The 22,440-nt window shown below is 62.8% G+C and carries 21 protein-coding genes; 11 read left to right on the forward strand and 10 right to left on the reverse strand.

Features of this window, described 5'->3' with window-relative positions:
• Window positions 1-9: 9 nt before the first annotated feature.
• The 8 genes from MYCSP_RS18950 to MYCSP_RS18985 form a co-directional block, all read right to left on the reverse strand.
• On the reverse strand, window positions 10-1,833 hold the full coding sequence (locus MYCSP_RS18950; RefSeq protein WP_088414714.1) for an SDR family oxidoreductase: 1,824 nt from the start codon (window positions 1,831-1,833) through the stop codon (window positions 10-12).
• A 15-nt stretch (window positions 1,834-1,848) separates the two neighbouring features.
• Window positions 1,849-2,919 carry a PDR/VanB family oxidoreductase gene (locus tag MYCSP_RS18955; protein ID WP_162266264.1) on the reverse strand — a complete coding sequence of 357 codons (1,071 nt, stop codon included), beginning with the start codon at window positions 2,917-2,919 and terminating at the stop codon, window positions 1,849-1,851.
• A 53-nt stretch (window positions 2,920-2,972) separates the two neighbouring features.
• Complete coding sequence (locus MYCSP_RS18960; protein ID WP_005071100.1) at window positions 2,973-3,857, reverse strand: metal-dependent hydrolase; 885 nt, start codon at window positions 3,855-3,857, stop codon at window positions 2,973-2,975.
• A gap of 4 nt (window positions 3,858-3,861) precedes the next feature.
• Window positions 3,862-4,815, reverse strand: coding sequence for an SDR family NAD(P)-dependent oxidoreductase (locus MYCSP_RS18965; protein WP_088414718.1), 954 nt, complete (start codon window positions 4,813-4,815; stop codon window positions 3,862-3,864).
• Between the two features lie 6 nt (window positions 4,816-4,821).
• Window positions 4,822-5,742, reverse strand: coding sequence for an SDR family NAD(P)-dependent oxidoreductase (locus tag MYCSP_RS18970; RefSeq protein WP_083013397.1), 921 nt, complete (start codon window positions 5,740-5,742; stop codon window positions 4,822-4,824).
• On the reverse strand, window positions 5,739-7,310 hold the full coding sequence (locus tag MYCSP_RS18975; protein WP_088414720.1) for a flavin-containing monooxygenase: 1,572 nt from the start codon (window positions 7,308-7,310) through the stop codon (window positions 5,739-5,741). The genes MYCSP_RS18970 and MYCSP_RS18975 overlap by 4 nt, the downstream gene beginning before the upstream one ends.
• Window positions 7,311-7,339: 29 nt before the next feature.
• Window positions 7,340-8,194, reverse strand: a complete 855-nt coding sequence (locus MYCSP_RS18980; RefSeq protein WP_070909991.1) for a metal-dependent hydrolase — start codon at window positions 8,192-8,194, stop codon at window positions 7,340-7,342.
• 157 nt (window positions 8,195-8,351) lie between these two features.
• On the reverse strand, window positions 8,352-9,047 hold the full coding sequence (locus MYCSP_RS18985) for a TetR/AcrR family transcriptional regulator (RefSeq protein WP_070909990.1): 696 nt from the start codon (window positions 9,045-9,047) through the stop codon (window positions 8,352-8,354).
• A 292-nt stretch (window positions 9,048-9,339) separates the two neighbouring features.
• On the opposite strand from MYCSP_RS18985, the gene MYCSP_RS18990 reads away from it, so the two are divergent.
• The 11 genes from MYCSP_RS18990 (at window position 9,340) to MYCSP_RS19040 (ending at window position 20,297) form a co-directional block, all read left to right on the forward strand.
• Window positions 9,340-9,999 (forward strand): TetR/AcrR family transcriptional regulator, encoded by a 660-nt coding sequence (locus MYCSP_RS18990; protein ID WP_062920083.1) that lies wholly within the window; start codon window positions 9,340-9,342, stop codon window positions 9,997-9,999.
• A 348-nt stretch (window positions 10,000-10,347) separates the two neighbouring features.
• On the forward strand, window positions 10,348-11,310 hold the full coding sequence (locus tag MYCSP_RS18995) for an MlaE family ABC transporter permease (RefSeq protein WP_088414722.1): 963 nt from the start codon (window positions 10,348-10,350) through the stop codon (window positions 11,308-11,310).
• Between the two features lie 2 nt (window positions 11,311-11,312).
• Window positions 11,313-12,191 (forward strand): ABC transporter permease, encoded by an 879-nt coding sequence (locus MYCSP_RS19000; protein WP_062920085.1) that lies wholly within the window; start codon window positions 11,313-11,315, stop codon window positions 12,189-12,191.
• Window positions 12,192-12,194: 3 nt separating this feature from the next.
• Complete coding sequence (locus tag MYCSP_RS19005; protein ID WP_070909218.1) at window positions 12,195-13,283, forward strand: MlaD family protein; 1,089 nt, start codon at window positions 12,195-12,197, stop codon at window positions 13,281-13,283.
• On the forward strand, window positions 13,280-14,293 hold the full coding sequence (locus MYCSP_RS19010; protein WP_088414724.1) for an MlaD family protein: 1,014 nt from the start codon (window positions 13,280-13,282) through the stop codon (window positions 14,291-14,293). The genes MYCSP_RS19005 and MYCSP_RS19010 overlap by 4 nt, the downstream gene beginning before the upstream one ends.
• Complete coding sequence (locus MYCSP_RS19015) at window positions 14,284-15,312, forward strand: MCE family protein (protein WP_083014992.1); 1,029 nt, start codon at window positions 14,284-14,286, stop codon at window positions 15,310-15,312. Before MYCSP_RS19010 ends, MYCSP_RS19015 begins: the two co-directional genes overlap by 10 nt.
• Before the next feature lie 8 nt (window positions 15,313-15,320).
• A complete protein-coding gene (locus MYCSP_RS19020) occupies window positions 15,321-16,568 on the forward strand; it encodes an MlaD family protein (protein ID WP_162266266.1) in 1,248 nt (415 codons plus the stop codon).
• On the forward strand, window positions 16,565-17,599 hold the full coding sequence (locus tag MYCSP_RS19025) for an MlaD family protein (RefSeq protein WP_070909216.1): 1,035 nt from the start codon (window positions 16,565-16,567) through the stop codon (window positions 17,597-17,599). Before MYCSP_RS19020 ends, MYCSP_RS19025 begins: the two co-directional genes overlap by 4 nt.
• The gene (locus MYCSP_RS19030; protein ID WP_062920091.1) at window positions 17,596-18,687 is read left to right on the forward strand and encodes an MlaD family protein; all 1,092 of its coding nucleotides are present in this window, start codon (window positions 17,596-17,598) and stop codon (window positions 18,685-18,687) included. Before MYCSP_RS19025 ends, MYCSP_RS19030 begins: the two co-directional genes overlap by 4 nt.
• Window positions 18,684-19,484 carry a hypothetical protein gene (locus MYCSP_RS19035; protein ID WP_070909215.1) on the forward strand — a complete coding sequence of 267 codons (801 nt, stop codon included), beginning with the start codon at window positions 18,684-18,686 and terminating at the stop codon, window positions 19,482-19,484. The genes MYCSP_RS19030 and MYCSP_RS19035 overlap by 4 nt, the downstream gene beginning before the upstream one ends.
• Before the next feature lie 3 nt (window positions 19,485-19,487).
• Entirely contained in the window at window positions 19,488-20,297 is an 810-nt protein-coding gene (locus MYCSP_RS19040) for a hypothetical protein (protein ID WP_088414726.1), read from the forward strand.
• On the opposite strand, the gene MYCSP_RS19045 is transcribed toward MYCSP_RS19040, so the two are convergent.
• A complete protein-coding gene (locus tag MYCSP_RS19045) occupies window positions 20,294-20,821 on the reverse strand; it encodes an SRPBCC family protein (RefSeq protein ID WP_088415673.1) in 528 nt (175 codons plus the stop codon). The two genes, MYCSP_RS19040 and MYCSP_RS19045, sit on opposite strands and share 4 nt — an antisense overlap.
• Before the next feature lie 8 nt (window positions 20,822-20,829).
• Window positions 20,830-22,407 carry a flavin-containing monooxygenase gene (locus tag MYCSP_RS19050; protein WP_088414728.1) on the reverse strand — a complete coding sequence of 526 codons (1,578 nt, stop codon included), beginning with the start codon at window positions 22,405-22,407 and terminating at the stop codon, window positions 20,830-20,832.
• Window positions 22,408-22,440: the final 33 nt, after the last annotated feature.

Below are 22,440 nucleotides of genomic sequence, written 5' to 3' on the forward strand. Positions count from 1 at the left end.
GCCCGTCGTCTACTTCTTGGTGGGCACCAACTTGATGAGGTCGGTCATACCGGCCTTGCTAGCAAAGTAGCGCGTGAGTCCGGGCGCCAGCCGGTTGTTCAGGTACTGCAGCCGGGCCTCGGGCGTCACGGGCACAACCTGCTTGTTCTTGCGCACGGCACTGACGATCTGGCGAGCCACCTTCTCAGGGCCGTAGCGGCGCATCGCGTATGCCTTGTCGCCGGCCTGTTGCATCCGCACCTCTTCATCGGCGCTTACACCTGAAATCTTGGTGTTAGCAACAATATTGGTGTGCACGACGCCGGGGCAGATGGTGGTGACGCCGATGTTGTGGGCCGCGAGGTCGGCCCGCAGGCAGTCCGAGAACATGAACACAGCCGACTTGCTCGTCGAGTACGCCGTGAAAGCCTTCTGCGGACTGTAGGCAGCCATGCTGGACAGGTTGACGATATGACCGCCGAGCCCGCGTTCGGCCATCTTGGCACCGAACGCACGGCTGCCGTTGACCACACCGAAGAGGTTGATCTCGATGACGCGCCGAAACTCACCCGAGGGCGTGTCCAGGAATCCGCCGGCGGCACCGACTCCGGCGTTGTTCACCAGGACATCGGGCACGCCATGGAGCTTCACCACCTCCTCGGCATGCGCGTTGACGGCGTCCTCGTCCGCGACGTTGAGACGGTATGCGTGCGCGACGCCACCCGCCTGCTCGATGAGTGCGACGGTCTCATTGGCGCCGTCCAAGTTCACATCGGAAAGCACTACTTCGGCACCCTGCCGGGCGAATTCAAGTGCGGTTTCCCTGCCGATACCACTGCCGCCACCGGTGATGACCACCAACTGATCCTCGAACGGTTTGCGACTCTTGCCCATTTCTGCCCTCCGTAACGCGCGGGCTGGTTGGTTGCCCGACACCGCATCGATGAGTTCGGCAGCCGCCGCCGCGAGCACCTGTGGGTGTGAGAACGGCAGCCAGTGGCCGCCATCGAGCACCCGCCGCCATGTCTGCCGGTTCCATTTGGGCTCATCGTCATAATTGGACTGGCGCACCGCGGGATCACGGGCGCCGACGATGACCTGGACCGGAATGTTGGTGTGCCGATCCTGCGGGTGCAGCATCGCCGGCAGCGCGTTGGCGCGATACACCCGCAGGGTCCTGGTGATGTCGCTCATGAAGGTCGGCCCGAGGTGGATCTCCTCGACAGCCGCCCCTTCCGCAAGGGAAAGCCCTGTACGCCATCGCCTTTCGTTCATGGTGAGTTTGAGCAGGATATTCGGGATGATGGGAGTCATGGACCCGAACATGTAGAGCAGAGAGCCGATCTGCCCGAGCGCCAATGCGACGTTCTTGGGCGTCGGGTTGCTCAGCCGCGACCGCACCCAGCGGCTCATATGGTGCGCCGAGGGCCCGGATACGGAAGTGAACGAAGAAAATCGGTGCTCCAGCTCTGGATTGCAGATGGCTTCCCACATCGCGACGCTGCCCCAGTCGTGCCCGAGCACATGTACCGGGCTGTCGGGGCTCACCGCGTCGGCGACTGCGACGTAATCGCTCGCCATCTCGGTGAGGCGAAAGTCGCGGAAGCTCTTGGGGTTGGTGCTCTTTCCAGCTCCGCGATTGTCGACCGCGACCAGCCGGAAGCGGTCTTTGAGCAGCGGCACCACTCCGTCCCACAGGTGATGCGAATCGGGCCACCCGTGCACCAGCAGGATGGTTTCCCCATCGGGGTTACCCTGCACGAAGTACGCCACGTCGATATCGCCGTTGCGCACCACGTGTTCGGTGACACCGTGATTGGCCACTCCGTCCTCACGCTCAGTCGTGAGAGTCATCCCATATCTCCGTTCTCAGATGTCCAGTACCAGGCGCCCGCCGTCGGCACGAGACACACACAGGAGCATCTGGCCTTCGGCGCGCTGAGTTTCGGTCAAGAGGGTGTCGCGATGATCGGGGCTGCCCGCGAGCACCTTGACTTTGCACGTGCCGCAGAAACCCTGTCGGCAGGAGTGCTGTGTGCCGGGCCTGACGGCGAGCACCGTTTCCAGCGCGCTCTTGTCGGGCTCGACGTCCAAGACGGGGCCACCGGCACCCAGTTGCACCTGAAACGGCACGCCGTTCTCGATGGGCGGTGCCGAGAATCTCTCGAAATGCAGTTCCACCCCTGGTGATTCGGCGACGGCGTCGCGAATCACTTTCAGCATGGGCGCGGGGCCACAGCAGTACACCGCGAGATCGGCATGCAGCAGCGGCAACAGATCGGCGGGTGCCGGCAACCCGTTCTCGTCATCGGTCCGAATGGTGATTCGTTCGCCGTACCGGGCCAGCTCGTCCCGGAAAGGAATGGATTCCCTGCTACGCCCGGTGTACGTCATGGTCCAGGGCAGCCCCAGATCCGTCGCCGCCGCCAACATGGGAAGGATCGGCGTGATCCCGATACCCCCAGCCACGAAATGGAACTGACGAATCCCGGTGTTGAGGTGTCCGGTAGTGGCCAGCGGGAACGCGTTCCGCGGGCCCTTGACCCCGAGCGTGCCCCCGACATGGACACTGTCGTGCAGCTCTACCGATCCGCCGTTGCCATCAGGTATGCGTCGCACCGCGATCCGGTATCGGTACCGGTCTCGCGGGTCGCCACACAGCGAGTACTGGCGCACAGCACCCGAGGGCAACGTGACATCCAGATGTGCGCCCGGCCGCCACTTCGGCAGTTCCCGTCCGTCGACGGCACCGAGTGTGAACGCGACGACGTCCTGGTCGGCGGCGACCACCGCACGTTCACGCACGATCAGATTCAGCGATCGGTCCACCGGTGTGGGTTGACGAACCGGGCCCAGCAGGGGGCTCAGTCGCAACACCGCGGGCAGTGTCTTGCCCAACGCCGTGACGGCCGAAGGTCCCACGACGTCCAGAACTTTCATGCCCCAACCGAGAGGATGGCGGCCCTTCCGGGTCGCCATCGGAAGTGTCCCCGTCATGCCGCGGCCGCGGCCTTCGCGGCCGGAGACTTGGCCAGGTAGGCCACCGCCTGCGCGGTGTCTCCGATGGATTCCGGTGTGAATCCCGGGCGCAGGAAACTGCGGAAACCCTCGCCCAGGACACTCCAGCGCAGCGTGGCGCCACGCTTCATCGACCGGTTGGTCTCACGAAGCCAGCGCACCAAACTCATCTTTGGCACGTCGGGGTCGGCGCGCGCGAGCAGCCAGCTGAGCAGAATGAGACCCACCGGGATGGTCGCGCAGGAGCCGATGAAATACGCCATCATCCGCGGCCGCCCCACCCCGAGGTGACGAGCAAGATCCCATGCGACGCTTCGATGTTCGACTTCCTCCGCCCCATGCCACCGGAACATGTCGGTGATCACCGGATCAGCGCCGTACTGCTCGAAGTCGTGGTTGAGCAACCAGTCTCCCGCGGTGGCCGTCAGATGCTCGATGCCCGCGATGATGGCGATGCCTTCGACCATCACCCGGTAGCGCACCTTCGGCGGGAGCCGGTCCGTCTGCTGCTTGAAGGTGGCGAGCAGGCGGTCGGTCAGATCGTGCAGCGGCTGTGCGTCGATACCGTGCTGACCGAAATACTGCAGCAGCGCCTTGTCGTGTGTGTCGGAATGCAACTGCTCCTGGCCGATGAAGCCGATGACCTCTTCACGCAGCTTGTCATCCTTGATGAACGGCAATGCCCGACCGAACACGTCGACGAAGAACAGCTCGCCGGCAGGCAGCATGAAGTTGAGGGCCGACAGCGCATGCGAGGCAACCGGCTCGTCGGGGATCCATTGCAGCGGCGAATTCGAGAAGTCGAAACTGACGTTGCGCGCGTGCAGCGCCACCTCGCCGATGTCTGCGATGTCATTCATCTGTCTACCTCCGCGCTGCCGTGGGATTCCGGGACTCCCGGGCGCCACTCTGGCGCGGGAGCAGGTTCATGTCGTCTAGCTTGCCGAGCGCCCAGGCACCCCATCGCTCGGCACGTTCGATCGAGAACGCTTGTGTGGTACGGCGGTTGATTCCCGGCGCGAGGCGACCGAGAACGTAACCGAGCCATGCCTCGGTGCGCACCGGCACCACCGCAAGGTCATACCGCACCGCCCTGACGACGGCCCGTGCCACCAAATCCGGACTCATCGGAGAGAACGGCAATCCTGCCGCGAACTCCTGCACCCGGCGCATGATTTCCTTACCGCGCTCGACCATCTCCTGGTCCACACCTACGGTTATTCCGTTCAGCCCGATGTTGGTGTTGATGAAGCCGGGGCAAATGGCACTGACTCCAACTCCTTTGGACCCCAATTCAAGACGCAAACACTCGGTGAGCATCTTCACCCCGGCCTTCGACACCGAGTACGGCGCCATCACCGGAGTCGGGGTGAAGGCCGCGGCCGAGGCGATATTGACGATGTGCCCGCTGCCGCGTTCGACCATCTGCTCCCCGAACACCCGGCACCCATGTACCACCCCCATCAGGTTCACCGAGAGCAGCCGGTCCCAGTCCGCCGGTGTGAGCCTCAGAAACGGGCCGCCCAGGGCTATGCCGGCATTGTTCACCAGTACATCGGCCACACCGTAATCGGCCAGCACATCCCGTGCGAAGGTCTCCCATTGGTCTGGATCGGTGACATCCAATTGCGCTGCCGATGCCGTGTTGCCATCCGCCCGGATCATCGCCGTGGTGGCCTGCGCGGAATCGAGATCCATGTCGGAAACGACCACGTGGGCTCCGTGTTTGGCGAATCGCATGGCGGTCGCGCGGCCGATTCCACTGCCCGCGCCGGTCACCACGACCAGACGGGGCTCGAGTTGATTGAGTTTCACCATGACCTCCTACCCCACGCTCTCGACAAGTACCGGACCCCGACGCTCGCTCTGTCTGACCGCCGCACGCGCCCCCATCCGCTCGAACCTGTCGACGCCGAATGGGGCCATAAGCCTCCTGTTCACCGCAGGGAAGGCGCGGGACAGGAAGTACCCCAACCACGACTCCGCCTTCACCGGAACCACCACGAGATCCCATCGGACTGCGCGGGTGACCGCGCGCGCGACCAGATTGGGGCTCATCGGAGTCCAGGGCAGCTTCTCCGTGATCTCACGTACCCTCTGCATGCTCCGTTGGCTCGCATCGACGATTTCTTGGTCGACACCCACCATCGTGCCGTGCAACCCGATGTTCGTGTTGATGAATCCCGGGCACACCGAACTCACACCAACACCTTTGGGCCCCAATTCAAGACGCAAACACTCGGTGAGCATCTTCACCCCAGCCTTCGACACCGAGTACGGCGCCATCACCGCCGTCGGGGTGAAGGCCGCGGCCGAGGCGATATTGACGATGTGCCCGCCACCGCGCGCAACCATCTGCTCCCCGAACACCCGGCACCCATGTACCACCCCCATCAGGTTCACCGAAAGCTGCTTCTCCCAATCCGCCGCCGTCAGCTTCAAGAACGGACCGCTGACGACAATTCCCGCGTTGTTCACCAGCACGTCCGGCACCCCGTGCTCAATGGATACATACCGGGCCACGTCCGCCCAGTGCGCGGGGTCGGTGACGTCGAGTTGCACTGCCGAGGCATTGCGGCCCTCCGCCCGAATCAGGTCCACCGTCTCGTTGGCGGTGTCCAGGTCCACGTCGGTGACCACCACGTAGGCGCCATGTTTGGCGAATCGAATGGCGGTCGCGCGGCCGATGCCGCTTCCGGCGCCGGTCACCACTACCAGGCGAGGCTCCAGCGGATTGTTTCTCACGCACTCTCCCCGGCGGTCGACGTCACCGTCTCGGGCACTTCCGATCCCGTCGAGTAACGATAGACATCGAGGTCAAAGTGGCGATTCTGCCAATACATCTCACCGTGCGTCGTCGGACGAAATGGCGAATCTCCATGCTGGTCCAGGTAATACGTGTTTGAGCCGGCGCACACATCGGTGAACAAGAAGTTCTTCGCTTGCCGCTTCAGACACTTCTGGAAGTACTCGTCATGAGCCTGCTGCCGGATCTCACAGACGGTGGCACCGCGACGCTTGGTCTCCGCGATGGCTCGAGCCAGGTGCGCCGAAGTCGCCTCGATCATCCACAGGTAGGAGCCGAGAACGAATCCGTACGGGCCGGTGATGGAGAACATGTTCGGATACCCGGGCACCGAAACCCCTTGGTAGGACTGGAAACGATGCTTGTCCCAGAACTCGCCGAGATCCTGGCCGCCACGACCGAGCACGGGGAACGGCGGCACCGAACCCCTGTCCCACAGCTTGAATCCTGTCGCGCAGATCAGCACATCGACCTCGTGCTCGACACCGTCGACCGTGCGCACCCCGTCGGCCGTCACGCATTCAATCGATTCGGTGATCAAGCTGACGTCAGCCCGGTTGAAGGTCTTGAGGTACTCGTTGGACATCGAGGGGCGCTTGCAACCCAGTCCGTACTGCGGGATGAGCTTCTCGCGAATCACCGGATCGTCGATCTGCTTGCGCATCCATCGACGCATCGGCGCCTCGCCGCCGCGCCTTACCGCATTGATCAACCACGCCGGCCCCGCTACCTGACCGCTCATGGCCAATTCGATTCCCACAGTGGCCACTGACCGGATGGCGGAGCGAATCTGCTTGTTTCCCAGAATGATCCGGCCCAGGGGACCTATTTCCATATCGAACTTGGGGCCCACCCAGATGGGAGTGCGCTGAAAGACGGTGAGATGACTTGTCTCGTCGACGATGGCGGGAACCAACTGCAGCGAGGTCGCGCCCGTCCCGATGACAGCGACACGTTTACCCGCAAGTGCCACATCGTGATCCCACAGCGCGGTGTGCATGAGTGTGCCGCCGAAGTCCTGGATTCCAGGGATATCGGGCATCTTCGGGCGTTCCAATCCGCCGATCGCCATCACGCAGTACCGGGCGGTGATCTCCTTGCCACCATCGGTAGTCAATCGCCACAGGCTGTTTCGCCCATCGAACCCCGCATGGGTGATGCTGGTGCCCAACCGCAGCTTCTCACGCAGTCCGTATTTGTCCACCATGGCGTCGGCGTAATTCTGCAGCTCATCCCCCGGCGCGAACAAACGCGACCAGTCGCCGCGCTGCTCGTAGGAGAAGCTGTACACCACCGATGGGATGTCGACCGCGACACCCGGGTAGGTGTTCGCATGCCAGGTGCCCCCCACCTGATCCCATTTGTCGATGATGATGAAGTCGTGTATCCCCTTGCGTTGCAGAGAGATACCGGTGCCGATTCCACCGAATCCGGCGCCGACCACGGCCACCTCGTGATCGGGTTGTTCCAGCTCGGCCGTCGTTGAATGCCGTGCAGCAGTGCTCACGGTGCGCGTCTCCTTTGACGTGTCGCGGGCTACTTGAGGTGATCGACCAGAATTCCCTTGCTACCGAAGAGCTCTTGCTGCCAACGGTCCAGCAGCTCGTCGGTGTCTATGTCGTCCGGGTGGAAGCCGGGCCGCAGATACTTGCGGACGTCGCCCAGGATGCCCTTGAACAGCGGCCCGCCGAAAAGTCCCCGCGCTTCTCTCATCAGGCGCAGGGGCTGGCGCCGCGCGACCGGGTCGGCCAGCAGTGAGCCGGCGAGGATGCCTAGCGTCAACGGCGGGACGATGGTCATCGCGACCAGCATGAGACCGATGCGCATGGCCTCGGTACCGCCGACCGCGCGGTACACGTCGAAGGCCACCGACTTGTGTTCGAGTTCCTCCAGGGCGTGCCAGTTGAGCAGGTGCCACACTTCGGGGTCACCCGGGATGGCCTGCACTTCCTCACTACCGAGCGTCCGCTCGGCCAGGATCGCGGTCATGTGCTCGGCCATCGCCGTGAAGGCCAGGTGAGCGCGCGGCGGGAGCATGTTCTCGAAACGGATCAACCGATCGACCTGCTTCTGCGAATCCCACCATGCGATGGGGTACCCCAGTTCGACGAGCTTCTCGTTGACGCGTCGGTGCTCCTGACCGTGCACCGACTCCTGACCGATGAATCCGGCGACACGCTTCTTGAGCACGGGATCGGTGATCTGATCGGAAAACTTCCGCACCGAACGGATGAAACCCTCTTCGCCCGGCGGGAAACCGCCGGACAGACCCGCCACGAAGTGGCTGTAGACGATGTCGTTCTCCACGAAGTACTTGTGGGCATTGCCGTCGTCGCCAAAACGAAACCGAATCCGCCGGGTCTTGGGGTACACCGCAGCTGGGCTCGCCATCTCACCACTCCCATTCGTGACCATAAGTTACTAGTACTTCAAGTACTACCTGGAGTACACCATAGGACCACGGCAGTGTGACGCGCAATACAACGCGACAAGTGAAATGGACTCAAAGAGGGCGCAGTTCGATCAAGGGTCGACGCGGCGCGAGCAGTTAGTCGGCAGGCGGGAGGACGGGATCGTCGGGATTCAGCTCGACACCCCGGGCCTTGGCCGATGCCGCCAACCCGCCCCATACGTAGACCACCAGCTCGTCGACGAGGGCTTCCTTGCTGATCACGGGCTCATCGAACCAGCGCAGCACGGCGATGCCGGTGGAGGCCAGCACCGCGTCGATCACGTACTCGATGTGATCGGCGTTGCCGCCGCGGGAGCTGAACATCGAGCCGACCAGCTGGGCAATGGCATCGGACAGCGGTCGCCCGCTCTCGATGAGCGATGTGGCGTTCGCATACTGAACACTCAGCAGAAAGCGCACCAGGTTGGGCCGCTCGTCGACAAGATCGACATAGCCGGCCAACCCCGAACGGAACAGCTCGAGCAGGCTGACGGACAAATCGATGTTCGACACCAGTCGCTCGACGACCAATTCCTGAACGCGCATCGCCACCGCGGTGAAAAGGGCTTCCTTATCGGTGAAGAAGCGGTACAGCTTGGGCCGCGAGATACCCGCGGATTTGAGGACGTCGTCGATCGACAGATCGGGTCCGAGTTCGTCGATCGCGTTCAGCGTGGCTTCGACCAACTCCGCGCGGACCTTCGCACGATGCTCGCGCCACCGGTCGACACGGGCGTCACCGGTCAGCTCAGGAAGGCCGCGCTCCGGATACACCTGCGTTGACACGCCCACATCGTAGACCGACTGGCCGGGTCTCCGGCGCGCATAGCACCAGGTACACGAATCGCAGATCTCCGAGATCACTCTCGGCAAGCAATCTCGGTGAGACTTCCAGCAAACAAACGGCACTCACCCGACGGTATCGGTGTCCCTAGAGATAGGTATGCACCACTTCCACTTCACCTCGGAGTATTTACCCGGCCTATCGTTCAGCTAATGAAATCGTTGTGACCGCGCCCGAACAATGTCCCGGCATGTTCGTGCATTTTCCAACATATTTGCCAGCAGTGGTTACTGTGTTCGCGTGGCCAGCACAGACGGCGGTCGGCGAGGGCCGGGCCGCCCGCCCAATCCGACGCGTGCGCGCGAACGTCAACGCGCGCTGACCGAGGCCGCCGCACTGGAGTTCGCCGAAAAGGGCTACCACAAGGCCAGCATCACCGATATCACCCAACGGGCCGGTGTCGGCCGGGGCACGTTCTACCTGTACTTCGACACCAAGCGCGACGCCCTGGATGCCGTGATCGACAGTTATTTCCAGAGAACACTCGCGGCAGTGAACGACACCAGCGATTTACTCGGAAACGCCGGTGACTTCGAACTGCACCTGCGCACGGTATTCACGCGGCTGTTCGACATGCTGGACAACAGCCCGGAGATCATGCAGGTCATCCTGCGTGAGGGCCTGCTCGACACGGCGATGACCAAACGCATGTTCGGCATTCTCGACCTCATCGAGGCCATCAACGTCACCATCATCGAACGGGCCGTCGACGACGGCGCCATCACCGGCACGGTCGACGCCCCATTCCTGGCTCACGCCATTACCGGGTTGTCCATGGCGGCGACCCTCAAGGCCATCCGGGGCGAGCTCGCGGCGGACGCACGCGAGTCCTACATCGCCTCATTTGTCCAGCTAGTACGGTCGGCGACGACGAATTCTGCGCCCGCCGCAAATTCTTGACAATTCGCGTCCCAAGATCACAAACCTGCGCTAACCTCTGCCGTAGCCAATAATCTGACTACCGAGTCAGTGAATTGCTGAGGCCAGGGTCGGGGGACCTCCGACGGCTTCGCCATGACAGCGCCCAGACCGGGCGACGTGACATATCCGCATGCGCGCGGCACATAACTGCTAACGGCCAAGCGGGGCAACACCGCGCTTGACACGGACCATGACCTACACCACACTAAGCCACCGTATGTGATGCAGGGTACTAGTTACCCATTGTTACGCAAACAGAAACACTGGGCCGTTACGCCAGCTCAGCCCGGGAATGCGAAGCCGAAGGAGCCGCTGTTGAACTCAGCCATGAGTCAGGTGGCGGCCGAGGTGCGTAGGGGACCCACCGACCAAGACTGGCCCGAAGAGCCGGGCACCGAATCCGATAGCAAACCTGAAGCCGAGACCACAGGCACTTCTGCACGTGGCGGGGTCTTCCAGCTACTGGATCGGGCGCCACGACTGGCCAAACGTCCCATCGAATATGTGGTCTCTCAAACCGATTCGATGTTGAAGACACTCGGACGGTATGTCGACCTTGTCGCGCAGTCCTTCGCGTTTCTCATAAGCGACATCATCCGTCTGCGCCACCCGTGGCAAGACACTGTGATCCAGTCCTGGTTCATCCTGACCGTCACCGTTGTCCCGGCGATTCTGGTGTCGATCCCGTTCGGCGTGATTGTCGCCGTGCAGGCAGGAAGCATCATCTCGCAGGTCGGAGCGTCGTCGATCTCTGGTGCCGCGGGCGGCCTCGGAGTCATCCAGCAGGGGGCACCCATCGTCGCCGCCCTCCTTCTCGGCGGCGCGGCGGGATCGGCGGTCGCCACCGACCTGGGTGCGCGAAGCATCCGCGAGGAGGTCGATGCCATGCGCGTCATGGGTGTCAACCCGGTGCAGCGGCTGGTGACTCCGCGCCTGGCGGCAATCCTTTTCGTCTCACCGCTGCTGTGCATCTTCATCATCTTCGTGGGAATCTTCGCCGGGTATCTGGTCAACGTCGGTTTCCAGGGCGGCACCCCGGGCAGCTACCTGTCCTCCTTCGCGGCCTTCGCCAACGTCAACGACGTCACCGTGGCGGTTCTCAAGACCTGGCTGTTCGGTGTGGTGGTCATTTTGGTGGCGTGCCAGCGTGGCCTGGAGGCCAAGGGCGGTGCGCGCGGTGTCGCCGATGCGGTCAACGCCACCGTGGTCATCGGCGTGGTCACCGTCATGGTGCTCAACACCGTGATCACTCAAATCGTCGCGATGTTCATGCCGTCGAAGGTGGGCTGATCATGGCCACCTCCCGCCCCTCCCGGTACTTCCCGGACGAACTTCCCGCGGCCGCGCGGTCCATCTGGAACTTCACCAAGGGCGCGGGCGGCTCGGCCGAACATCTCGGCCACCAAATCACTTTCGTCGGCCTGGTGCTGGCCGCCATCCCCCAGACGCTCAAGCGCTACCGGCGCCAAACCGGCGTCCTGCTGGTCGACATGACATGGGGCAACGGCTCGATCATCGTCGGCGGCGGGGTCATCGGCGTGCTGGTGTTCATGGGTGTGGCCGTCGGGGCATCGGTCGGCATCGTGGGTTTCTCGACCCTCGACATGGTCGGCATGGGATCGCTCACCGGATTCATCTCGGCGTACGTGAACACCCGGGAGATGGCGCCGATGATCGCCGCGATCGGCTTTGCCGCCCAAGCGGGATGCCGGATGACGGCGGAGATCGGCGCCATGCGCATCTCCGAAGAGATCGACGCGCTGGAGGCGCAGGGCATCCGGTCCATCCCGTTCGTGGTCACCACCCGGGTGATCGCCGGAATCATCATCATCGTCCCGCTCTACGTGTTGACCCTGCTGCTGGCCTACGGCTCCTGCGCGTTCATGGTGTTCTACGTTCACAACCAGTCGCAGGGCGTCTACAAGCACTACTTCGACTCGTTCGTGCACCCCATCGACGTGCTCTATTCGGTCATCAAGGCCGTCGTGTTCGTCGTCATCATCATCGCCATCCAGTGCTATCAGGGGTACTACGCAGGCGGCGGCCCCGAAGGCGTGGGCATGGCCTCCGGCCGCGCCATCCGGGCATCACTGGTCGCGATCGTCCTGTTCGACATGCTCCTCACGTTGCTCTTCTGGGGCAACAATCCTGGAATTCAGATATCGGGGTAACGGGTGGCCATCTACAAAGATCCGAGTGGACGGTCCGCAGGTCCGGCCGCTCTCAAAGTCCGAGGGCTCGTCCTGGCGCTGGTGGTGGCCGCGGGCGGCTACTCGCTCTACCAATCCGGAATCGGCAGTTACGGCCAACCTTTCGAACTCACCCTCATCACCAACACCATCGGTGAGGGCATGGGTCCCGGCGGCGAGGTCAAGTACCGCGGCTACAACATCGGACAGGTCAAGTCGCTGCAAACCACCGGATACAACAAGCAGCGGATGACGGTGATCCTCGACGGCCGGCAGGCCAAGGCCCTCACGTCGGATACCAAGGCGCAGTTCACATCATCGAACATCTTCGGCACCGCGGCCGTCGAGCTCGTCAGCAGCGGCGTCGGCGAACCACTGAAACCCGGTGGCGTGCTGGAGATCAGCAGCGACGTCAAGGCAGCATCCATCACCGGGTTCCTGCGGATGGGTCAGCGACTCGGCGCGATTCTTGATACCCGCGAATTCAACGCGATCATCGCGACATTCGAGCGCCACGCCGACCTGACTGCCCCTGTGGTGAGGTCCTTCTGGGATCTGTTCGGAATGATCGCCGACTCCCAGACCGTGCCCTTCTCCAAGACCCTGGCCGTGATGGCCTCGATGATCGAGGGGACCAACGATTTCACCCCGGTCATCGGGTCGGCCAACAAGCTGTTGGACGGTCTGGACTTCATGGTGGGACCCGGTAACACCGAGCGAGCGACCGCCGCGCTCGATTCATTGTCGGACCTGCTGAAGGTGGCCGGTGACGGCTTCCGCGACAACAACGACTGGGCCGTCCCGTTGATTCGGTCGGTGCTGGATCTGGCCATTCCGTACACCTACTTCCTGGGCAGCCTCTCCCCCGCCTTCGACAGGCTCAACGGCCTGCTGGACCGCACCACCGCGGCATTTCCCGTCGACAACGGCAAGGTGCGCCTGAATGTCCAGCTGATCATGGACACCGCACCCGGTCTCGGCGCCGCATTGCCGATGGCGCCCGACGGTCAAGCCGCTTCCTCGGCCGCACCCACGGGGCCTGCCGCCGGGCCAACCTCTGGAGGACAGCGATGAAGCGGATCGCACTGCTGATGACTGGCCTGGCCGCCATTGTCGCGGTGGCGGTGGTACTCACCCTGATCATCGTGAACGCACTGCGCACGCCGGTGAACGGTCCGGTGCGGCGCTTCGACGCGTTGTTCACCGACGCTTCGGGATTGATCATCGGCAACGATGTGCGCATCTCCGGAGTGCAGGTCGGCAAGGTCGAGAAGATTCACCTCGACGGCAAGAACGCCCGGGTGACATTCAACGTGCTGACCGACCATCCCCTGTACCAGAACACCACCGTCGCGATCCGATACCAGTCGCTGGTGGGACAGCGGTACGTTGAAATCGCTCAGGCGCCAAGGCCCAGTGCACCCCTGGCGGCAGGCGCCACGATACCGCTCGGGCAAACGATCCCCTCGTTCGATATTGCCAAGTTGTTCAACGGTTTTCGACCGGTCTTCGAAACGCTCGATCCCGCCCAGTTCAACAGGCTGACGCAGAATATTCTTCAACTCATCCAGGGGGATCAGCGCGGTATCGGACCGATCCTGCGGGATATCGATGCCGTGCTGAAGCTCTCGGTCGATCGCCAGGCCGCCTTGCAGACCATCATCACGAATCTGGGTGACATCTCCAAAGAGCTCGGTGGCACCTCGGATGAGTTGTTCTATCTGATCAACGACCTCAACGACGTGCTGGAACCCTTTGAGAAACAAGCCGACGAATTCAACAGGGCCGGCAGGGACGCACTACCGGTGCTCCGCCGCTCGGTCAGCCTGCTGCGGTACATCGAGAACACCGTCGACGGCGCTCAACTACCCCTCTACGACGTCGCGAGCCGAACCACTCCGGGCACCCCGACCATCATGGCCGGTCTGTCGTTGATCCCCGACCTCGTGCAGGGCATGCGCGATGCCTTGATCGAGGAGAAGACCGCGCCTCCCACCGCATTCGAGTGCAAGAACGGCATGGTGAAGCTACCCGGTGTCGGTGAGGTGTCCTTCGCCAATCAAGACCTGGTGGTGTGCAAGTGAATGCGCTGAAGCGAATTTTCGCGAGAAACAATCCAATCCTCGATGAACACCAGGCGGCCAAGCGCAATCGCCGCAATGGACTCATCGGCGTCCTCGTCATCGCCTCGGTATTGGCCGCAACCGGAGTGGCTTTCGTCAACACCAGCGGCATGAAGACCTACGCGCTGCATCTTCGGGCCTCGGGTGGGCTGCGCGCCGGCGACGATGTCCGAATCGCCGGTATCTCGGTGGGCAAGGTGTCGACCGTGAGTATCGATAAATCCTTGGTAAAGGCCACCTTTACGGTGGATCACTCGGTTCCGGTCGGATCGGAGTCGCGCGCCGACATCCGGATGCTCACCCCGCTGGGCGGGCACTATCTGGCCCTGTACCCCGAAGGCGATGCACCCCTGGGAAGCACACCCATCCCGCCCGAACGCACGAGTGTCCCCTTCGAGATCAACGAGTTGTTCCAGAAGTTCACACCCGTGGTGCAGAAGGTGGATGCCAAGGTCATCCACGACAGCCTGATGGAAGTCGCTAACGCTGTTGACAAATACCCCAATGGTTTACGCGACTTCTTCACCTCGTCTCAGTCGCTCATCAGCGCGCTCGCACCGACCACCGAGGACTTCCACGCCACGCTGAACTACGCGAACGAGTACCTCCGGGCGTTCAAGACGGGCAAGGAACAGCTCGCCAGCATCGTCACGATGTTGTCCAAGCTCGGCGCCAAATACAGCAGTTCCACGACCGACCTGATCGAGGTCTTTGTCCTGCTACGGGATCTCATTCGGCTCTTGAACCGATTCTTCACGGCGTATGCGCGCGACTACGAACCGATGCTCAACGGCCTGGACGACATCGTCGATACCCTCACCAAATACCCCGAGAAACTCGGCAAAGCCGCCGAGCAGTGGGGCCAACTCGTCGGGATTGTCTTGCCCATGCTCAGTGGCAACGGCATCACCATCAACGAGAACGATCGAGTGATCCCCGGACAAGACGTCTGCCTACCGCACTTCTTCAGGTTCTGCTGAGGCCCTTGATGACACAGCCAGTATTCATTCAGAACATCGCGAACCGCATCGCGGCAATGCGGCCCGCCGCGCGCGCGGGCTCGGTGAGCGCCATCGCCCTGGTGCTCGTTGCGGTGGTGGCCACCGCCGGAATCTTCGGCGCGCGCACCATCTTCCCCGCGGTCAAGAACCTCGTGATGCCGTATCTGGGAAATGCCCATATCCCGCTGCTGGACCACACCCGAGCGCTCTGTGCCAATTTCCGGGACGGGTCCGGTTTGTACAAGGGCAACAAGGTTTTGCTCCTCGGTGTCGAGATCGGGACGGTGACGGAGGTCGCGAACAAAACCGATCACGTTCAGGTCGACTTCGAGATCCCCGAAGATATGGAGCTGCCCGCCGATGTGGGCGCCGCCAGTTATTCGCAGTCGGTGATCACCAATCGCAGCATCGAACTCACCCGGTCATGGAGCGAAGGCCCTAAATTCGCTGGAGACCAATGCATCTCGACGGAGAACACCAGAACACCGGTCACCGTCACCGAATCGTTCTCTGCCATCGGTCAGCTCGCCGACACCCTGATGCAGGCAGCGCCTGGACAGGATCCGGCGAACTCGCCCGGCGTGCAGGCACTCAACAAGACCCTCAAGGGGGCGGCCAGATCCCTTGACGGCGTTGGTCCCGGGTTCAAGGAAATGCTCAACAACCTCACCACGATGGTGGGTGACCCCTATAAGGCCGATGCGGACTACCGGCAGCTGTTCGAGAACAGCGCCATCGTCACGTCGAACTGGTTGCAGTACTGGAATGAGTTCTCGGGCGTGGTCAAGTCGCTCCCCGACGTGGCCCGGTTGATCGCGGGCATCTCCGATAACTTCGCCAGCGGTCTCGACTACTTGACAACCATTCTTCCGACACTGAACGGCATGGTGCAGCGCGCGGCCGGCCGGCTGTACAAGAACGTCTTCGACAAACTGGTGCCCTGGATACGCGATATCCTCAATGCGTACACCCCGCACATCCTGACGTTCTTCAACACCTTGCCACCCATGATCAATTGGCTGGCCGATGACATCTATCTGCCTAACACCAAGACCCACAACGTCACCTATGTACCTCCGCGCGTTGCCATCTCACCCGAGCAGGCCAGTGCCATCTGCCAGAATCTGCGCGACCGCAACACCCCGGGCTCCCAGGCCGCCTGCGCGCCCGGCACCGCCTCGGACCCGGTGACCCTCGGCTTGACGAACCTGATCATGGGGGCGGCACTGTCATGATGCGACGCGTACTGACCTTGCTGCTCACCACGGCACTCGCTGTGGTCCCGGCGTGCTCGAGCGAGGCCCTCGACCCCACCAAGATGCCCATGCCCGGCGCCTACATCCCGAAAGACACGTACCGGGTCAAGATCGAGTTCTCCAGCGTGCTGAATCTGCCCGGGCGGGCAAAAGTCGACTCGGGCGGCGTCCAGGTCGGTCTGCTGGACCGGGTGGAGCTCAAGGGCACCACGCCGGTGGTGTACGTGGACATCGACGGCGGCGCCAAATTCCCGAAGAACGTCAAGGCCGAGCTCCGGCAGGCCACCGTGCTCGGGGACATCTACATCGCCATGATCTCGCCCGCGAATCCGGTTCCCGCCCAGCTGCAGAACGGGGACACGATCGCGCTGGCGGACACGGTTCCGGCCGCGAACGTGGAAGACCTCATGCGCTCCATGTCGAACCTGATCGGCGGGGGCAGCCTCAACACCATGCAAACCACCGTCGCCAACATGAACAGCGCCTTCCCCCCGCCGGAGGAACTCGATCGCATTCATCGTGCGCTGGCCGGAATCATCAACGACCTGTCCAACAACCAGGACACCATCAACAAGATCCTGACCAACATGCAAACCATCAGCGAGACCTTCCGAGCCAACAAGGGAACGTATCGACGGTTGCTCACCGAGGGCCCGACCAAGTTGCCTTCACTGGCCAAAGTGGTTCTCAGCCTTAGCGATCTGATCATCTATGGGGCCGAGTTCGGACGGCAGATCTCACAGATCCTGGACTATCCGAACCTCATGCAGATACTGTCCTACCTCACTCCGTTCATCCACAGCGCCTCCACCGCCGATACCACCATCCCGGTACTCGGCGACAAGATGGTTCGAACCATCCGTGACAGGATCATTCCCTTCTTCAAGGACGGCGGCCCCAAGTACACCGTCACCGATATCCAGACTCCCGACGGCACACTGGGTGTCAGCCCAGGGGAACGCGCCGATTCGGTGATCCGGAACATGCAGACGATGGGGCTGGTGCGATGAGACTCAACGTCCTGGTCACCCTCGCGGTGCTCTCGATCATCTCTCTGGTCGGCGCCGTCTACATGGCCTTCGGTGTTCTCGACATCGCCTCGACCAACAAGACCCATCACATGACGCTCATGCTGGAGAGCTCGGGCGGCTTGATGTCCACCTCGCAGGTCACCCTGCGTGGGATCAAGGTGGGAAGGGTCACCAACATTCAGGCCACCCCAACGGGTTTGGCGGTCTCGATGGCCGTCGACAGCGGCTACCCCATCCCCGTTGACAGCGAGGTCAGCGTTCAGAACCTCTCGGCAGCGGGCGAACAGTACGTGGAATTCAAACCCGTTCGCATCGAGGCGCCGTACTACAGCGACGGAGCAGTGATCCCCGCATCGAAGGCGGCACCGGTCTACACCGTCAGCGATCTACTGCAGAAGGGCAACGCGCTCATGCAGGCCATGAACGCCGACGATCTGCAGATAACCCTGAACAACGTGGCGGCCGGATTTGTGGACAACACCAAGACCATCGACGAGTTGGCCACCACCACAAGGCTGTTCGCGCAGATGGTGCAGGATGACAAACACTATCTGGGTCAGCTGATCGGCAACATGTCGACCTTGACCAACGGTCTCGGTGAGATCCGGGCCGGTGACATCTTGAAGCAATCCGCCAAGACCATTCCGAACAGCGTGGACGGCTTGGTGAGCCTGGTGCAGGTGATCCAGAAGCTCGAACCCCTCGTGGAAGCCGGTGCGGGTGATGGAAAGCCGCTGACCGACCTCGTGCAAAAGCTCGTCGACTACGTCCAGGCGCTGTCCGAACCGCTTTCAGAATTCGTCACCGTCCTGGAACCGGTCGTCGCGCCGCTACGCGATCTCAAGCTGGACGCTGGGCACTGGCTGGATTTCTGGGATTCGACCTTCAACAACCAGGGCGGGCTGCGCATCCATCTCGGCGTACCCGAGTGGCCGCAACCCACAGCACCCCAGCCCGCGTCCGCCCAGCCGGGAGCCCGCCCGTCGCAGCCGGCCGCCACCCCGACCACCCCACCCAAACCGACATCAGCTCCCCAAGCAGCAACAGCAGGAAGGCCTGGATCATGACCGACATCGACGAGCGTGCGCTCACCCTGGATGACGCAGATCCCGATGAACTCGCGCAACTGGCGACCAAGTCAACCGCCGACACGACCACAGACGACACCGCGGCCGAGCCGAAGGCGAAACCGGCGAAACGGGCCAAGGCCGTTGAACAACAGGCGGATCCGGTCGAGGGCGATAGCGGTCCCAACATCTGGAAGTGGATCACCTTCGGCCTGCTCACCTTGGGCATCGTGGGTGCGATCTTCGGGGGCTGGCAATACCAGAAGTTGTCCGATGCTCTCGCCGCCACGCGTTCGGGCGATACCGAACGCACCGCGGCCACCGACGCGGCATCCGCATACGCGATGAAGTCGCTTACCTACAGCTTCGAGGACCCCGACGGCTTCTTCAAGAACGTCAAAGAGAATGCCGCCGAACCGCTGAAGAACAAGTACAGCGATGCCGAGAAGCTGCTCAAGGCCATCATGCTGCAGGCACAGGTGACGTCCAAGGGCGAGATCATCGCCTCGGATGCCGTCGCCCAGCAGAACGGTATCTATCAGGTGGTGGTCACCACCCGCCAGACCACCCGGAACGTGCAGAACCCGGAGCCGCGGGCGACCACACTGGTGCTGCAGATCACCGTCAAGAAAGACGGCGACGGGTGGCAGGTGACCGATATCGGCCCCAAGAACGCCAACTCCACCGGCACCATCATGCATCCCGGCGATCAGAAGCTGCTTCCCGAGCAGGGCGCGCCCGGCAAGGCGCCCGTGCCCTCGCTCCCACCGTTGCCCGCGCTCCCCGGTCAGAAGTAGGCAATGACACGGCACATGCGTGGTCTGGGCGCGGGTATCGCCGCGGCCGCCGTGCTGGCGTCGGCTCAGGCCGTCCATCCGGTGGCGGTGGCGCGGGCGGCATTGCCGCCCTGCCCGAGCAGAAGTACGGTGATTGTCCCGGAAAGTCCCCGGGCACACACGGATTGCCGCCTGTCCGCGGCCGATGGCACCGGGATCACCTTCGACGTCGAGTACTGGCGGCCACACCCTGACAACAACGACGCACCGGACTATCCGCCGCTGTCGGCCAGGGTCACCATCAAAGATGCCTCCGGTAACAAGCTCCAAGAGGTGAACGAACTGCTGGAGCCCTCCAGCCCCGCACCGGCCGGTCTGCAGGACATCGACGGTGACGGCCGTGATGAGATGATCATCCCGATCTCCACCCGCGTCATGAATGGTGCCGTCAACACCCGGTTTTCGGTGTGGCGGGCCGAAAAGCAGACCACCCACTTCGAGCGGGTGCAGATGTTCGGGCAGGCCATCTACCCCAGCGGTGATGGGTACATCGTGGTCAACAGCGGCGCCTTTTCCAGCCGTGACCTCGATTTCTACCTGCCGACCGCCGCCGGATACACCCACATCGTCACGTTGACCATGACCGCCGAGGAAGTCGACCTCGATACCCGCAAGGTGCTCACCGCAAGCTGCATGATCCACAAGCAGGCCGGCCTGGGGGCCATCGACATGGACTGGCAGGATTCGCCGGTGTTCTGCGATTCACCTGCCGCCAAATCGATTTGGCCGGATGCCCAACGGGTGGAGACCAACCGCCGGGTGCAGGGCCGCTAGCGATTCTGGCTCGAGCCGTCCAACAGTTCGATGAGCGAGTGCAATCCGGGCCGTAGCCCCCACGTGAAGACCGCCCGCAGGAGAGGCTGCAGCCATCGCAGCGGCAGCCACGAAACAAAGCGCGGGGTTAACGCGACGGTCCACTCGAGCCTGCAGCCTCCGGGAACGCTGGTGAGCACGTAGTCCTCTGCCCACAGCTTCAGCAGCGGCCAGGTGCCCGCCACCGCGCAGTAGGTGATGCGATGCGGCGGTTCATATCGCCAGAATCTCTCGCGCTGGATCCATAGAAACCGCCATGGCGCCGATACCGTGCCCATCTCACGTTCCAGGCCGACACGACGCTGCGATTCGTCGTACCGCACGCCACAACCGAACGGAAGCCAGGACCACGCGTGATCGCTGTCCAGCGCCGCCCACACCTGACCGATGGGCACCGGAAAGGTATGAGAGGTGCGCAGCACGATGGCGGCCGATTCGAACGCGGTGTCGTCCGCCACGGGGATCAGGTATTTGGGCGCAAGCATCGGCCAGCTCACCGTGAGACGGTCTCCTGCGAACGCTCCACGGCCGCAGTGGAATCAGCGCTCGCGGGATGCTGCTCGTAGGCATAGTCTTCGGCCGGGAAGTTCCGGGCCGCACGTCGCGCCTGCAGGGTGGTGGTGGGGCGCAACAGCGGGACGTCGTCATCGGCGTTCTTCCAGTAAGAACGCACATTGTGATTGAGCTCGGTGAAGTAGTACTTCAAGTTCCGCCCGTTGCGCAGCATGAGCTGGTGGAAGCGGTCCAGCGCTTCCTGCCGCACCTCCATGCGCGTGGCTCGACGTTCACCCGCCAACGAAATGGCACGGACGATGTGGGTGACCGCGGTGTCGGCGAGCCCATGCCAGCCACCGTTACCTGTCCAGGAGTATGGCCCGACGATGATCCAACGGTTCGGAAACCCGGTGATCGAGACGCTTTCGTAGGCCCGCATGCCGTGGGAATCGAAGAATTCGCCAAGATCACGGCCTTGCGCGCCGACCACGCGTCCTCGTTTGTAGGAGGCCGGCTCGGAGAACAGGTCGAAACCCGTTGCCGTGATGAGAAAGTCAGCCTCGTGAACCGTTCCGTCGACGGTCCGGACTCCTTCGGGCACCACCTCTGCGATCGGGGTGGTGACCAGGGAGCAATGCGGTTTGTTGAACACCCGAGGGAAGTCGGAGTTGAGCGTCGGCCGATTCCCCAACGGACCGAAGGAGGGAAGAAGATCTCTTGCAACCCGTTTGTCCTTGACCACGGCACGCAGATAGGCCCCGTACAGAGCCCGCCCGGCGCGGTCGAACTGTCGCATCAGCGGTCGCATCACCGCGCCAGGAGTGTGGATCAGGAACCACAACCCCGCGCTCCCGCCGACCAGAGCCCCCCATTCGATCGCGGAGGCAAGTCCCGGAATACGCAGTGCCCATTGGGCTATCGCCGGGATCCGAAAATCAGGTTTGGGTATGCAATAGACCGGCGTCCGCTGGAATACCGTCAGTGACGCGGTGTCGTCCGCTATTGCTCCGGAGAGCTGCACACCGGTAGCACCAGTACCGATCACCGCCACCCGCTTGCCCCGCACGTCGTGTTCCGGCAGCCACTGCACCGGCGTCACTCGGGTCCCCGCGAAGCTCTCGATCCCCTTGATATCGGGCTGCTTTGGATCGAAGAAGGGGCCGATCGCCGACACCACAAACCGCGCGGTAATCACCAAGCCGTCGGCGAGGTTCAGCCGCCAGTGATGGTGCTCCTCGTCCCATTCCTCACTGCGGACATCCACCCCGAACCGGAAGTGTGAATGCAGACCGAAGCTCTCCGCGACACGCTGGTGATAGGCCTGGACCTCGTCGCCCGGCGCGAACACCCTGGACCACTGGGGATTACGGAAGAACGAGTACTGGTAGATCACCGACGGGATGTCCACCGCGATACCCGGGTACACATTGTCCCGCCATGTCCCGCCCAGGTCCGCCGCCCGATCGACGATGACGAAATCCTCGATCCCGGCTTGTTTGAGACGTACACCTGCACACAGGCCTCCGACACCCGAGCCGATCACAACCACGTGATGGTCGGGAGTTGATGTCGTCATGAGAGCTCCTCACTGAAACTGAACACAAGGGTG

Source organism: Mycobacteroides saopaulense, from assembly GCF_001456355.1.
In the GTDB taxonomy this organism is placed as follows: Bacteria; Actinomycetota; Actinomycetes; order Mycobacteriales; family Mycobacteriaceae; genus Mycobacterium; species Mycobacterium saopaulense.

Bases quoted from the DNA above. Each gene is read 5' to 3' on its own strand.
- MYCSP_RS18950 (WP_088414714.1), bottom strand. From the start codon at position 1,833: ATGACTCTCACGACTGAGCGTGAGGACGGAGTGGCCAATCACGGTGTC.
- MYCSP_RS18955 (WP_162266264.1), bottom strand. From the start codon at position 2,919: ATGAAAGTTCTGGACGTCGTGGGACCTTCGGCCGTCACGGCGTTGGGC.
- MYCSP_RS18960 (WP_005071100.1), bottom strand. From the start codon at position 3,857: ATGAATGACATCGCAGACATCGGCGAGGTGGCGCTGCACGCGCGCAAC.
- MYCSP_RS18965 (WP_088414718.1), bottom strand. From the start codon at position 4,815: ATGGTGAAACTCAATCAACTCGAGCCCCGTCTGGTCGTGGTGACCGGC.
- MYCSP_RS18980 (WP_070909991.1), bottom strand. From the start codon at position 8,194: ATGGCGAGCCCAGCTGCGGTGTACCCCAAGACCCGGCGGATTCGGTTT.
- MYCSP_RS18995 (WP_088414722.1), top strand. From the start codon at position 10,348: ATGAGTCAGGTGGCGGCCGAGGTGCGTAGGGGACCCACCGACCAAGAC.
- MYCSP_RS19000 (WP_062920085.1), top strand. From the start codon at position 11,313: ATGGCCACCTCCCGCCCCTCCCGGTACTTCCCGGACGAACTTCCCGCG.
- MYCSP_RS19010 (WP_088414724.1), top strand. From the start codon at position 13,280: ATGAAGCGGATCGCACTGCTGATGACTGGCCTGGCCGCCATTGTCGCG.
- MYCSP_RS19020 (WP_162266266.1), top strand. From the start codon at position 15,321: ATGACACAGCCAGTATTCATTCAGAACATCGCGAACCGCATCGCGGCA.
- MYCSP_RS19025 (WP_070909216.1), top strand. From the start codon at position 16,565: ATGATGCGACGCGTACTGACCTTGCTGCTCACCACGGCACTCGCTGTG.
- MYCSP_RS19030 (WP_062920091.1), top strand. From the start codon at position 17,596: ATGAGACTCAACGTCCTGGTCACCCTCGCGGTGCTCTCGATCATCTCT.
- MYCSP_RS19035 (WP_070909215.1), top strand. From the start codon at position 18,684: ATGACCGACATCGACGAGCGTGCGCTCACCCTGGATGACGCAGATCCC.
- MYCSP_RS19040 (WP_088414726.1), top strand. From the start codon at position 19,488: ATGACACGGCACATGCGTGGTCTGGGCGCGGGTATCGCCGCGGCCGCC.
- MYCSP_RS19045 (WP_088415673.1), bottom strand. From the start codon at position 20,821: ATGCTTGCGCCCAAATACCTGATCCCCGTGGCGGACGACACCGCGTTC.
- MYCSP_RS19050 (WP_088414728.1), bottom strand. From the start codon at position 22,407: ATGACGACATCAACTCCCGACCATCACGTGGTTGTGATCGGCTCGGGT.